This is a genomic window from Ruegeria meonggei (assembly GCF_042768335.1).
GTDB classification, from domain to species: Bacteria; Pseudomonadota; Alphaproteobacteria; order Rhodobacterales; family Rhodobacteraceae; genus Ruegeria; species Ruegeria meonggei.
This window is the reverse complement of record NZ_JAXHBT010000001.1, coordinates 1,785,969-1,799,640: the sequence shown is the minus strand read 5'-3', so window position 1 is coordinate 1,799,640 and position 13,672 is coordinate 1,785,969. Positions and strand designations below refer to the sequence as shown.

The window sequence follows — 13,672 nt, the reverse complement described above, 5'->3', positions numbered from 1 at the left end:
GCTTGACCCGGTGTCTTGCTGCCGACTAGAAGCGATCACTCAGGTACGAACACGATATAAGGGCCAGACATGGCAAGATCCGCTCCCGCCAGTCCAGCAAACAAACCCGCGCCCGGTGCCAGCGAAGAACGCGCCCGGTCAAGAAAAGTGGGCGTGCTGGCCTCACTGTGGCCCTTTATGAAACCCTATCGGCTGTTGATGTTGGGCGCCACGCTGGCACTGGTGTTGACGGCCAGCATGACATTGACCCTACCGCTGGCGGTGCGTCGCGTGGTTGACAACTTTCGTATCGAAGACGGCGAATTGCTCGATTGGTACTTTCTGGCCGCGCTGGGCATTGCTGCGATTCTGGCGGTGGGAACCGGTATCCGTTATGCGCTGGTGACCCGGCTGGGCGAACGCGTTGTGGCAGATATCCGCAAAGCCGTGTTCGACCGTGTCATCGGAATGAGCCCCGAGTTTTACGAACGCATCATGACCGGCGAGGTGCTCAGCCGGATTACAACCGATACCACGCTGATCCAATCGGTCCTGGGTTCTTCGGTCTCGATCGCATTGCGCAACTTGTTGATGTTCATCGGCGGGTTGGTTCTGATGCTGCTGACCTCGGCCAAGCTCACGGGTATGGTGCTGTTGCTTATACCATTGGTCATTGTTCCAATTCTTGTGTTGGGGCGGCGTTTGCGCGTGATCAGCCGTGAAAATCAGGACTGGATCGCCGCCTCATCCGGCAACGCGGGTGAGGCGCTGGGCGCGGTCCAGACCGTACAGGCCTTTACCCACGAACAGGCCAGCCGCACACAGTTTGGTGACATGACTGAGACGTCATATGTCGTGTCGCTGCGGCGCATTCAGACCCGCGCGGTGCTGACGGTTATCGTGATTTTCCTGGTGTTCTCAGGGATCGTTGGCGTGTTGTGGATGGGTGCGAATGACGTACGCAACGGGCTGATGACCGAAGGGGTCCTGATTCAGTTCGTGATCTATTCCATCATAATGTCCGGATCGGTCGCCGCCCTTTCTGAGATCTGGAGCGAGTTGCAGCGCGCAGCAGGTGCCACAGAACGCTTGGTCGAATTGCTGAACGCCGAGGACACCGTGACCGACCCCACAAAGGCGCAGACCTTGCCGACCCCGGTACGCGGAGAGATCCGCTTTGATGATGTGACGTTCCGGTATCCCGCGCGGCCTGGTGTCGTGGCGCTGGATCATCTGAGCTTGCAGGTCAGCCCCGGTGAAACCGTGGCTTTCGTAGGCCCGTCAGGGGCAGGCAAAACCACTGTTATTCAGTTGATTCAGCGGTTCTACGACCCCGAATCCGGGCAAGTACGCCTGGACGGGATGGATTTGCGTGACATCGACCGGGCGGACTTTCGATCTCATATGGCGTTGGTTCCGCAGGACCCGGTTATCTTTGCAGCTTCTGCACGTGAAAACATCCGCTTCGGCCGTCTGGACGCGTCTGATGCCGAGGTCGAAGTCGCCGCTCGCGCCGCCGCGGCCCATGATTTTGTCTCGGCCTTGCCAGACGGATATGACAGCTTTGTCGGCGAGCGGGGCGTGATGCTGTCGGGTGGTCAAAAACAACGCATCGCCATTGCACGTGCGATCCTGCGGGACGCGCCGGTTTTGCTGCTGGACGAGGCGACCTCAGCACTGGATGCCGAAAGCGAACGTGCTGTGCAGGGTGCCGTCGATCAGATGCGGGCCGGGCGTACCACGCTGATCGTTGCACACCGGCTGGCGACGGTGAAAAAGGCGGATCGGATTGTCGTGTTAGAGGACGGCCAGATCGTGGCACAGGGCACCCATGACGATCTGGTGGCGCAAGACGGGCTGTACGCTCGATTGGCCCGGCTTCAGTTCACTGACGGCATGGCGGCAGAATGAGGTGACGCAGGGGCAACTTTCGTACCGCCGTAGCGTTATTCTACCCCCAGCACTGCACTGCCACTAAGCCCTTGCTTGCACGCGCGCGGTTTTGCTTCCATCCTGTATGGGAAAACCTGTGCGTGACACGGGAGACGAACAGGGAGGAGCCGAAATGGCCTTTGCGGGAATAGAAGACAAGGCGAAACTAGAACAGGAAATGTCGTGGGAAGATCGGGACGTCCCCGTTACCTTCCACCAGCTTTTGACGCGCACAGCGAAAAAGTATCCGAATAACGCGGCCGCCAGCTTTCAGCTGATGTCAGGCCCAACCGATCCGGCAGAAACGCTGACCTGGTCACAGCTGCTGGACGAGGTCACGCAGGCAGCAAACCTGTTCCGTTCGCTGGGTGTTGGCGAAAAGGATGTGGTGGCCTATGTCCTGCCAAACTCCAACGAGACGCTGATCACAATGATGGGTGGTGCAGTTGCCGGGATCGTAAACCCGATCAACCCATTGCTGGAGCCCGAGCAGATCGCCGCCATCCTGCGGGAAACCGGCGCCAAGGTTGTGGTCACACTGAAACCCTTCCCGAAAACCGATGTGGCTCAGAAAGTGGCTGAAGCCGTTCGCCATGCACCCAGCGTCAACACTGTTCTTGAGATTGACCTGAATCGGTATCTGACCCCGCCGAAATCATGGATCGTTCCGTTTGTGCGTCCCAAGATGGCCGACAAGGAACATCTGGCCCACGCGGACTACAAAAGCTTTAACCGCGAACTAGCCAAACAACCGACGACCCTTGCTTTCGAGGACAGCAAGGAAGATCGCGTCGCCTGTTATTTCCACACCGGCGGCACGACTGGCATGCCCAAAGTCGCGCAGCACAAATATTCCGGCATGATGTATAATGCTTGGCTGGGTGGCACCCTGATGTTCGGTGCAGAGGACACGGTGATCTGCCCGCTTCCCCTGTTCCACGTCTTTGCCTGCCATGTGATCGTGATGGCTGCTGTGCAGTCAGGCGCGCATGTGGTGTTCCCGACGCCCGCCGGTTATCGCGGCGACGGTGTCTTCGACAACTTCTGGAAGCTGATCGAGCGCTGGAAGGTCTCGTTCATCATCACTGTTCCAACGGCGATCTCGGCCACCATGCAGCGCCCGGTCGATGCGGATATCTCAAGCGTCAAGAATGCGTTCTCTGGTTCGGCCCCACTGCCGCTGGAACTGTTCCGTCGCTTCGAAGAGGCAACCGGTGTAGAAATCGTCGAAGGCTACGGCATGACCGAAGCCACTTGTCTGGTTTCCTGCAATCCCGTTGACGGCGATAAAAAGGTCGGTTCGGTTGGTATCCCGCTGCCTTACACGGATGTCAAAATCCTGCTGGACAGCCCCGAAGGTCCCAAGGAATGCGGTGTCGATCAGATCGGCGAAATCTGCATCTCGAACCCTGGTGTTTTCGAAGGGCACACCTATACCGAGGTCGACAAAAACAAAGACCTGTACCACTTCGACACATACCTGCGGTCAGGAGATCTTGGTCGGTTTGATGAAGACGGGTACCTGTGGATCACTGGTCGCGCCAAAGACCTGATCATCCGCGGTGGCCACAACATTGACCCTGCCGAGATCGAAGAAGCGCTGCTGGGTCATAGCGCGGTTGCCTTTGCTGGTGCAATCGGTCAGCCAGACGCCCATGCGGGCGAGGTACCATGCGTCTATGTCGAACTGATCGACGGTGCCTCGGTTACCGAAGCAGAGCTCAAAGAGTATTGCTCGGTTCATATCCACGAGCGGGCCGCCCATCCAAAGCACCTGACAATCCTGGACGAACTGCCCAAGACTGCGGTCGGCAAAGTCTTTAAGCCGGATCTGCGCAAAGACGCGATCATCCGAATTTACAACGAAGCTTTGGAAAAATCGGGCAGCGCCGCGCGTGTTGTATCAGTGGTGGACGACAAAAAGCGTGGACTGGTTGCACAGCTTGACCCCAACGGTGCGACTGATGAGGATGTTAACAGCGTGCTGGGTGCCTTTACTCAGCAATGGGAACGGGCTGCCTGACCAGGAGGGGACATGGATTATGAACGCCTGATCGATGAAGAAACGTGGGCGTTCATAAGACGCACGGCTGAAAGCTATCCTGAGGACGCCGTTGATCTCTCGATCGAAGATCAGCGTCGCGTGTATGACGCGATGTGCCGCGACTTTCGCCAACCCCGCCCAATGGCGGTGGATACACAGGACAGGTCCGCTGATGGCGTACCTGTCCGGGTTTACACCGCAGGAGACCCAACACGAACCGTCGTCTATTTCCATGGCGGCGGTTTCGTCGTTGGCGGGCTGGACAGCCACGACGATGTCTGTGCAGAGCTTTGCGCGCAAACCGGGTACCGGGTGGTGGCGGTGGATTATCGACTGTGCCCGGACCATCTGCATCCGGCCCAGTTTCAGGACAGCTGGACCGCTACGAACTGGGTGATCGGGGAATTCGCTGACCCGCTGGTTCTGGTCGGTGACAGCGCTGGAGGTAACCTTGCGGCCGCCATTGCACAGCATGGGCGGGGCAGGTTGGAAAACGTCCTGGGACAAGTCCTGATCTATCCCGGGTTGGGTGGGGACGCTTCGAAAGGTTCCTATGTCGAACACGCCCACGCGCCGCTGTTAACGCGGGAAGAGATACTTTTCTACGAAAAGTTACGATGTGGGGGTGAGGCGCCGCAAGACGATCCAGCCTTTGCGCCGTTGCACGACACGGATTTCTCAGAGCTGCCGCCGACTGTGGTTGTGACCGCGGATTGCGACCCGTTGCGCGATGACGGGGCGATTTATTGCGAGCAGATCACAGCAGCCGGCGGGCAGGCGCATTGGATCAATGAGCCGGGCCTTGTGCACGGATACCTGCGCGCACGCACCAGCGTAAAACGCGCCGCCGACAGTTTCGAACGCATCTCGGTCGCGGTTGAGGCCCTGGGTCAGAGCATCTGGCCCTACGACTGATAACTCACTTGAGGAACGGCTGCGCAGTCATCGTTGCAGCCACCGGTGCGCCTGTCCGGTCCAAGATTGTGGGTGCAAGTTGGAGCTGGTCAATTACAGTATCGGCCTCTGGACCCTCGGCATCACCGAAGTAATACAACGCCGTTTCCTGTTGCAGCGCACCGCGGCCGCCATGGTGACCACGCTCGTCCTGGCCGTGGTCGGCAGTCACTATGACCTCATACCCCAATTGCCGCCAGCGCGGGATGAAGGGGGCCAGCATCTCGTCCATGACGAAACAGGCGTGGTCCATTTCCTCGCAGTCGTGAAAGAACCTGTGACCCATGCTGTCCAGCGTGCTGGTGTGCAACAACCCATAATCCAAACCGAACCGCAGGCATATGTTGGTCAGCGTCGCGAAAAGGTCCACATCACAGGGCGTCATTTGATTGGCCTTGCCATAGCCCGTCATGGTGTGGAACCGGCCGTGGTTGATGGTCTTGCTGTCCGGTTCGTCATATTCCACGTCACGCACGTAATCGAACGGGTGACGGTTGAAGAATTGCGACCAGAAACTGTGGGCGACCGCCCCGGTCACGCCGCCCGCCTCGCGTACCTGGCTAAAGACGTCCTTGTGGCTCAGCCGAAAGACGTTGCCATTGCCGGTGCAGCCATGTTCCTGCGGGGTGACCCCGGTATGAATCGACGCATAGCAACTGGCCGAGGTTGAAGGCAGACCCGCACGCAGTTTCCAGACCCGCGCCTCGCCACTATCGACCCAGCCTTCGAGATTGCCGAACAACCGGCGGAAATTGCGCCACGGAACGCCGTCCAGAATGATAAGCAGCAGCTTGCGGTCCATGCCCTGACCCCTTTGTTGAATGGTTCCTGTGACCTTAAGAGATTCGTTGCCCCGAGGCCGCCTGTTCCCGTCGTAAAAAACAAAATCCCGACACGTGTTTATGACAAGCGCCGGGATTTCAGAAAGGTGCGGAATATGCCGGAATCAGTTCCCGGCACTTTCCATTTTGCGGTGGGCAACAACTTCTTCCAACCAGCCCAGGTGCATCTCGGGCACAGAACTGAGCAGCAGGTCGGTATAGTCGTCAAAGGGCGGGCTCAGCACCTCGGACTTGGAGCCATAGCGGACTACGCGTCCCTGATACATCACGGCGATGCTGTCGCTGATGGCACGCACCGTTGCCAGATCGTGGGTGATGAACAGATAGGCAACATTCTCAATCTTCTGCAGATCCAGCAGCAATTTGAGGATACCGTCCGCCACCAGCGGATCGAGCGCCGAGGTGACCTCATCACAGATGATCATCTTGGGCTTGGCCGCCAGCGAGCGCGCAATACAAACGCGCTGTTTCTGGCCACCGGAAAGCTCTGCTGGATAGCGATCCATGTATTTTTCGCCCAGTTCGATCTCATCCAGCAATTCGATGACCCGCTTACGCTTTTCTGCGCCGCGCATATTGAAGTAGAACTCCAGCGGGCGCCCGATGATCGTCCCGACAGTTTGGCGCGGGTTCATGGCCACATCCGCCATCTGATAGATCATCTGCAGCTCGCGCAGATCTTCACGGCTGCGCCCCGCCAGACTGGACGACAGCTTGCGCCCGGCAAAGGTGATCTCACCATCGCGCGGGGGCAACAGCCCGGTGATGACCCGTGCAAGAGTGGACTTGCCCGACCCGGACTCGCCGACAACAGCCAGAGTCTGCCCCGGATGCAGGTCAACATTGACGTTGTGCAGCACGTCAAAGTTAAGCCCCTTGTAGCGCGCGGTGATGCCCTCGACGCTAAGCACCGGTTCCGGTGTGGGCTGTTTCTCTTCATGCTCGATAGATCGTACCGAGACGAGCGCCTGAGTGTATTCCTCTTGCGGGTTGTTGATGATCTGATCGGTGCTGCCGTATTCGACAGTATCACCCATCCGCAGCACCATAATGTCATCGCTCACTTGCGCCACCACGGCCAGATCATGCGTGATATAAAGCGCAGCAACGCCGGTGTCGCGAATGGCTTCTTTGATGGCCATCAGAACGTCGATCTGCGTGGTCACATCCAGCGCCGTCGTGGGTTCATCGAAAACCACCAGGTCTGGCTCGGGACACAGCGCCAGCGCTGTCATGCAACGCTGTAACTGACCACCCGAGACCTGGTGCGGATAACGCTCTCCGATATTGTCCGGATCGGGCAAACCCAGCTTGGCGAACAAGTCCCGCGCCCGGCCTTCGGCCTCTTTTCGGCTGAACTTCTTGTGCTCGACTGCGGCTTCGACAACCTGATCCATAATCTTCTTGGCCGGGTTGAACGACGCGGCAGCAGATTGCGAGACATAGGCAACCTCACCCCCACGCAGATTGCGGATATCACCATGTGGGGTCTTCAGGATATCGCGCCCGTTGACCCAGACCTCTCCGCCCGTGAGTTCGACACCACCGCGGCCATAGGCCATCGAGGCCAGACCGATGGTGGATTTGCCAGCCCCGGATTCACCGATCAACCCCAGCACCTTACCGCGTTCAAGGTCAAAGCTGACCCCGTGCACGATTTCAATGTCATGGGGTTTTTCACCCGGCGGATAAACGGTCGCTCCGATCTTGAGGTCGCGGACCTTGAGAAGGGTATCACTCATCCCCGGCCTCCTTTCAGCGAAGTGGTTCGGTTCAGGACCCAGTCAGCCACAAGGTTGACCGAGATTGCGAGCGTTGCAATGGCGACAGCGGGGTAAAGCGCCGCGCCGATGCCATAGACAATGCCGTCCTTGTTTTCCTTCACGATGCCGCCCCAGTCCGCCAGCGGCGGCTGAACGCCCAGACCCAGGAAAGACAGGGTCGAGATAAACAACACCATGAAAATGAACCGCAGCCCGAACTCGGCCACAAGCGGTGACAGCGCGTTGGGCAGGATTTCCCGGAAGATAACCCACATACGTCCTTCGCCGCGCAGTTTGGCGGCCTCAACATAGTCCATCACATTGATGTCCACGGCGACAGATCGTGACAGCCGGTAAGGGCGGGTTGCGTCCAGGAAGCCCATCACCAGGATCAGGATCGGAACGGTTACGGGAACAATCGCCAGAATAACCAACGCAAGGATCAGGGTGGGGATCGACATAATCAGATCGACCGTACGGCTAAGCGCCTGATCCGCCCAACCGCCCAGAACCGCGGCCAGCAGGCCAAGCGAAGTGCCGGTCAGAAAGCTCAGCAAGGTGGCGGCGGCAGCGATGAAGATCGTCGTGCGCCCGCCATAGATCATGCGGGTCAGCAGGTCACGCCCGATATTGTCGGTTCCAAGAAGGTGTTGGGCACTGGAAGGTTCCCATACGTCTCCGACCACTTCAGCCATCCCGTAGGGGGCAATCAGGGGGGCGGTGAACGCCACAAAGAAGTAGGCACCAGTGAAAAACAGACCAATGGCTGCCGAAATAGGAAGGTTCTTCATCATTTCGGATGCCTCAATCTTGGGTTCGCAACGATTGATACGATATCAGCCACCATGTTCAGGCCGATATACACGGCTGCGAAAACAACGCCGCAGGCCAGAACCACCGGTACGTCACGTTTGGTTACGGCATCCACCAGGTATTGGCCCATGCCGGGGTAAACAAACACGACCTCAACCACGACGACGCCAACCACCAGATAGGCGAGGTTCAGCATTACGACATTCACGATGGGTGAAATCGCATTGGGGAAAGCATGTCGGGCGATGACCTGAAAGGTCGACAGACCTTTCAATTCTGCCGTTTCGATATAGGCCGATTGCATAAGGTTCAAAATTGCAGCGCGGGTCATGCGCATCATCTGAGCCAACACCACAAGTGTCAGAACAAATGCCGGTAGGGCAACGGCGTACAGCTTCTGGCCGATGGACATGGAATCGTTGACCATGGCAAGGGATGAAAACCAGCCCAGTTTGACCGAGATAAAGTAGACAAGAACGTAGCCGATCAGGAATTCGGGAATCGAAACCGTCGTAAGTGTGATGGCCGAAATCAGCTTGTCCGGCCAGCGGTTGCGGAACCGGACGGCAAGCAAGCCAAGAAAGATCGCAAGCGGAACAGACACAATCGCTGCGACACTGGCCAGGAACAACGTGTTGCCAAGCCGTTTCCCGATGCTATCAGCAATGTCGAGCTTGTTGGTCAACGACTTGCCAAGATCACCCTGAACGATCCCCCCCAGCCAATCGAAATAACGTGTCAGGGCAGGGCGGTTCAGCCCCATTTCCTCACGCAGGTTTGCAAGTGCTTCAGGAGTTGCGGACTGTCCCAGGACGGCTTGCGCGGCGTCTCCGGGCAGGGCTTCAGTCAGACCAAAAATCAGGGCCGAAGCGCCAAACAGCAATAGGAGTCCCAGCGCCAGGCGCTGGGAAACCAATTTGATGATAGGATGCATTAACCGTGGGCCCTATCAGGAGAACCACATCTTGCGCGACATGTTGCCGTTCATCATCTCTTGTGTCGGGTCACTTTCCCAGCCTTCCAGCTGGTTGCTGACGCCTTCGACAAAATCGTTGAACATCGGGCAGATCACGCCGCCTTCGTTGCGGACCATCTGACCCATCTGGCTATAGATGTCCTTGCGCTTGTCGTTGTCCAGTTCGGCGCGGGCTTGGAACAGCATCTCGTCAAAGGCCGGAACCTTAAAACGGGTGTCGTTCCAGTCTGCGGTCGACAGATACGCGGTCGAATACATCTGGTCCTGTACCGGACGGCCACCCCAGTATGAGGCACAGAACGGCTGTACGTTCCAAACTTCGGACCAGTAACCGTCATTGGGTTCGCGTTTGATTTCCAGCGGGATACCGGCCTGAGCAGCGGTTTGCTGGAACAACGCGGCCGCGTCCACAGCACCGGGGAAGGCGCCATCAGCGACCTGTAGAATGATTGGTGATCCGTCATGGCCGGATTTTTTGTAATGCTCTGCCGCTTTTTCGACGCTGAACTCACGCTGCGGGATAGACCCGTCAAACAACGGGTAAGCCGCGTTGATCGGCATGTCATTGCCAATCGTGCCGTAGCCGCGCAGAACTTTGTCGACCAGATCCTGACGGTTGATCGCATGTTTCAGGGCCAGGCGCAGTTCGTTGTTGTCGAACGGTGCTGTGTCGCAATGCATGATAAAGACATAGTGTCCACGGCCTGCAGTTGAATGCACAGTCAGGTTTGGCGCTCGACCCAGCAGATCGGCAACCTTGGGCTCAACCCGGTTGACCGCGTGAACCTGACCGGATTGCAGTGCAGCGGTACGTGCAGTTGCGTCATTGATCACAATCACTTCGACGCTGTCGAAGTTGCCGAAATCCGGGTTCCAGTGGTTGGCAAATTTCTTGTATACATGGCGAACGCCCGGTTCGTTGACTTCCACCTGATACGGACCGGTACCGATGCCCGCGCCCGGATCTTCCATGCCACCGTCGGGCTGAACGATCAGGTGGTAGTCGGCCATCAGATACGGAAGGTCCGCGTTTGGCTCGGTCAGGGTGACCTGAAAATTGTCACCATCGGCCTTCATCGAACTCGATGCCCTTCATGATACCCAAAGCACCGGATTTCGAATCTTCGTTCGAATGGCGCTCCATGGTTTTCAGCACGTCTTCGCTGGTCATGGTCTTGCCGTTGTGGAACTCGACGCCTTGACGCAGTTTGAAGGTCCAGACCTTAGCATCGGCACTGCCTTCGACGCTTTCGGCCAGGCGGGGTTCGATCGTGCCGTCAGGTGCCACTTCGACCAGTTGGTCACCAAACTGTTTGCCGTTCTGAAACGGAACCGAGCTTGCATAGGTTGCCGGGTCCAGTGAGTTGGTTGATTCACCGCCCTGTAGGCCGAACTTCAGATCGCCACCCTTCTTCGGGCCTGCGGCGCGTGCAGCGCCTGCGAACATGGTGCTGGCCATCGCTGCGGAAACACCTAAAGCCGCTGCTTTGCCCATGAATTCGCGGCGGGTCAGCTTGCCGGCCGTGACCTGTTTGGTCATGTGAGTGAGTTGTTCGTTCATCAAGAATTCTCCCTGTGGATTGTTTTGGTGGCCTTTTTCAGGCTTTTTATTGACGCATGAGTCAAACTAGGCGCATTTCTATCTGGCGGGCAAGAGCAAAAGTCTGCCCCAAACGCGCGCGAGAATTACATCTGGTTGCGAGGTGCGGAATCCTCCGTTGGTTTGGAAATTACCAAGGTTTCGTCTTTAAAGGCATTTATTTTTGCCTTCAGGAACAAGTTTTCCCGATCCGGCCGTATCTGGCAGGAGGTTTCAGTTCGCAGTTTGATGCCGTTCCGACTCAATTCTTGCGTCCAGCAGGAATTGCGGGTGTCGTCGCGTTTGCGATTAGGTGAATATTCGAGACTAGCGGCGGCAGGATCGCCTGCGGCATCCAGGGGACGCAAATCTCTTGCGGACAACCGGCAGTTATCGGGCATCGTGATACCGATGTCTGGTTGTGCTTCAATATCTGGCAGCGCATTGGAGGGTCGCGTCATCGCAGTACTTTCAGCGCCTTCGACATTTCAGGACTTAACAAAACCGTCAATTCACTGGCGGATTGCGACAAGCAGGTCCATCACGTTTGTCCCCGTCGGGCCAGTGACCAGCAACGCGCCCTGACGGTCCAGAAAGCTGCCGCTGTCTGCCGCGCGCAGAGCGCTTACGGCTCCATCTCCCCAGGTTGACCCATCTACGATGGCGCCAGCTGCCTGCGTCGGGCCGTCCGTTCCATCGGTTCCGCCAACAACCAGCGTGATCCCTGTGCACCCGGCAATTTCCTGCGCCAGGGCAAGTGCCAGCGCCTGATTGCGCCCGCCTCGACCTGGGTTGTCCGGCAAAACAACTGTTGGCTCACCTCCGAAAATCATGGCCCCTTTGGGCATGTTGCGAAGACGCTCGCCCAGCGACGCGGCAACTTTCAGGAAATCGTCATGCAGGCATTCTTCATTGGCCAGCACGGCGATGCCTTCGTCCTTTGCCTTTTGAACAGCAGCCGTACGTGCGTGGGCATTGGACGCCACGATCTGCGTGCTGGCGTGAAAATCATAAGTATCCGGCACGGCACCTATCCCCGAACCAACAACGTTCAGGTCATCGCCGGGCACGTCCGAGATTGCCAAAACCGTCGCCCTGTCACCTTGAAAATGAGACAGCAGCCCACCGCCCTTGATCCGCGAAAGCTTGCGACGCTCGGTGTTCATCGCAGTGATGTCCAGCCCCTGGGCCAGCAGAGTTTTGTTTAGTTGCTCCAGATCGTCCAGAGTTTTTCCCGGCACCAGGTTTTCGGCCAGCGAAGAGGCACCACCTGAAACCAGCAGCAGCAAATGCGACCCGGAGGGCATCGCCTCAACCGCTTTGCACAGGGCCTGACCGCCCAACAGGCTGCGATCATCTGGCACTGGGTGAGAGGCTTCGATCACCGTCACATGCTCGGGCAGATCGCGCCCGTGGTCATCTTTGGTCACAACCAGTGTTGGGATCGGTCCGAAATGCTCTAGCACCGCGCGGGCCATTGCCGCCGCAGGCTTGCCGACTGCCAGAATTTGATCCGGTTCAGGAATAGCGTGCAACACTTTGCTGGTCGCCGAGTGACCGCCAACCGCGTCAACACCGGCTTTCCAGATGCGAATTGCCTGATCTTTTCTGTCCATCAGCTTTCCATCCAAATCGTGACTGGCCCATCATTGACCAGTTCCACCGCCATATCCGCCCCGAATTGCCCGGTCTCGGTTGGTACGCCATGATCTCGAAGCCGCTGGGCAAAGACTTCATAAAGGTGTTTACCAACCTCGGGTGGGGCGGCCTCGGAAAAACCGGGCCGGTTACCGCGCGTCGTGTCGGCAGCCAAAGTAAACTGACTGATCACCAACGCCGAGCCTTGGGTATCGACGACCGAGCAATTCATCTTGCCGGCCTCATCCTTGAAGATGCGCAGCTTTGACACTTTGGCAGCAAGTTGATCGGCCTTGTGTTCCTCATCGCCCTGCATCGCACAGACCAGAATCATCAGCCCCGGACCTGATTGTCCGATCACCTGACCCTCGACGGATACTTTGGCATGTGAAACCCGTTGTAAAACTGCGCGCAAAATCGGTCTCCGTTTGCTGCGATGCTCACCCGACCCAGTTGACGATCTGACTCAGATCGGCGCGGTCGGTTCGAAAGCTATTGGCTGGGTGGTCTTTATCTGCATATCCAAATGAAATCGCGCATAAAACGATCCGGTCGTCCGGAATCTCAAAGTACCGGCGCAGGAAGGGGCTGTAAGTGGCAAGGGCGGCCTGCGGGATTGTTGCCACCCCCAATGCCTGAGCCGCCAGTGAAAAGGCAGTAATGAACCCGCCGCAATCCATCGCACCATAGGGGCCAAGCTCAGCGGGGCTGGACAGGATGGCGCAATGCGGTGCGCCAAACAGGCTGAAATTCTCCATCATTTGCCGAGCCGAGCCCGCACGGTCACCGCGTTCTACGCCGACGGCTTCGTACAGAGACCAGCCGCATTCACGGCGGCGTTCCTGATAGGGACCGGAATACGAGGTCGGAAAGGGCAGGTCCGGTGCGGGGGCACCAGTTGCGGCCTCTGTCTGCATCGCTGCGCGAAACCGGTCTGTTTCTACGCCACTGGTGACGACCACATGCCAGGGTTGGGCGTTGCACCAACTAGGGACGCGGGAGGCGCTGGTCAGAATCTGTTCGATTTGATCTTGCGGCACCGGGTCCGGGCGAAATGCCCGGCAGGAATGCCGCCCGGTCAGCAATCTGTTAAGATCGGATAGCGTCACACTGGCCTCCACTCCGCGTTGACGAGGCGCAGGATGGCGTCAG

General features: G+C 57.9%; 11 protein-coding genes and 1 pseudogene. 3 read left to right on the top strand and 9 right to left on the bottom strand.

Annotation, left to right across the window (positions count from 1 at the left end):
• Positions 1 to 69: 69 nt before the first annotated feature.
• From SJY13_RS08845 to SJY13_RS08835, 3 genes are all read left to right on the top strand, one after another.
• Positions 70 to 1,890, top strand: a complete 1,821-nt coding sequence (locus tag SJY13_RS08845) for an ABC transporter transmembrane domain-containing protein (protein WP_377190207.1) — start codon at positions 70 to 72, stop codon at positions 1,888 to 1,890.
• 154 nt (positions 1,891 to 2,044) lie between these two features.
• Positions 2,045 to 3,934 (top strand): acyl-CoA synthetase, encoded by a 1,890-nt coding sequence (locus tag SJY13_RS08840; protein WP_377193593.1) that lies wholly within the window; start codon positions 2,045 to 2,047, stop codon positions 3,932 to 3,934.
• Positions 3,935 to 3,946: 12 nt separating this feature from the next.
• Positions 3,947 to 4,870, top strand: coding sequence for an alpha/beta hydrolase (locus SJY13_RS08835; protein WP_377190205.1), 924 nt, complete (start codon positions 3,947 to 3,949; stop codon positions 4,868 to 4,870).
• A 4-nt stretch (positions 4,871 to 4,874) separates the two neighbouring features.
• On the opposite strand, the gene SJY13_RS08830 is transcribed toward SJY13_RS08835, so the two are convergent.
• The 9 genes and pseudogenes from SJY13_RS08830 to SJY13_RS08790 all read right to left on the bottom strand — a co-directional run bounded on the left by SJY13_RS08830 (position 4,875) and on the right by SJY13_RS08790 (position 13,629).
• Positions 4,875 to 5,711 (bottom strand): alkaline phosphatase family protein, encoded by an 837-nt coding sequence (locus SJY13_RS08830; protein WP_377190203.1) that lies wholly within the window; start codon positions 5,709 to 5,711, stop codon positions 4,875 to 4,877.
• A 144-nt stretch (positions 5,712 to 5,855) separates the two neighbouring features.
• Positions 5,856 to 7,493 carry an ABC transporter ATP-binding protein gene (locus tag SJY13_RS08825; protein ID WP_377190201.1) on the bottom strand — a complete coding sequence of 546 codons (1,638 nt, stop codon included), beginning with the start codon at positions 7,491 to 7,493 and terminating at the stop codon, positions 5,856 to 5,858.
• The gene (locus SJY13_RS08820; RefSeq protein ID WP_085821593.1) at positions 7,490 to 8,305 is read right to left on the bottom strand and encodes an ABC transporter permease; all 816 of its coding nucleotides are present in this window, start codon (positions 8,303 to 8,305) and stop codon (positions 7,490 to 7,492) included. Before SJY13_RS08820 ends, SJY13_RS08825 begins: the two co-directional genes overlap by 4 nt.
• Complete coding sequence (locus SJY13_RS08815; RefSeq protein WP_085821316.1) at positions 8,305 to 9,261, bottom strand: ABC transporter permease; 957 nt, start codon at positions 9,259 to 9,261, stop codon at positions 8,305 to 8,307. The genes SJY13_RS08820 and SJY13_RS08815 overlap by 1 nt, the downstream gene beginning before the upstream one ends.
• A 15-nt stretch (positions 9,262 to 9,276) precedes the next feature.
• Positions 9,277 to 10,864, bottom strand: a pseudogene (locus SJY13_RS08810) (ABC transporter substrate-binding protein).
• Positions 10,865 to 10,989: 125 nt separating this feature from the next.
• A complete protein-coding gene (locus SJY13_RS08805) occupies positions 10,990 to 11,343 on the bottom strand; it encodes a hypothetical protein (protein WP_377190198.1) in 354 nt (117 codons plus the stop codon).
• 51 nt (positions 11,344 to 11,394) lie between these two features.
• Entirely contained in the window at positions 11,395 to 12,498 is a 1,104-nt protein-coding gene (locus SJY13_RS08800) for a glycerate kinase type-2 family protein (RefSeq protein WP_377190196.1), read from the bottom strand.
• A complete protein-coding gene (dtd, locus tag SJY13_RS08795; RefSeq protein ID WP_377190194.1) occupies positions 12,498 to 12,935 on the bottom strand; it encodes a D-aminoacyl-tRNA deacylase in 438 nt (145 codons plus the stop codon). Before dtd ends, SJY13_RS08800 begins: the two co-directional genes overlap by 1 nt.
• 25 nt (positions 12,936 to 12,960) lie before the next feature.
• Positions 12,961 to 13,629, bottom strand: coding sequence for a nitroreductase (locus tag SJY13_RS08790; RefSeq protein ID WP_377190192.1), 669 nt, complete (start codon positions 13,627 to 13,629; stop codon positions 12,961 to 12,963).
• Between the last annotated feature and the right edge of the window lie 43 nt (positions 13,630 to 13,672).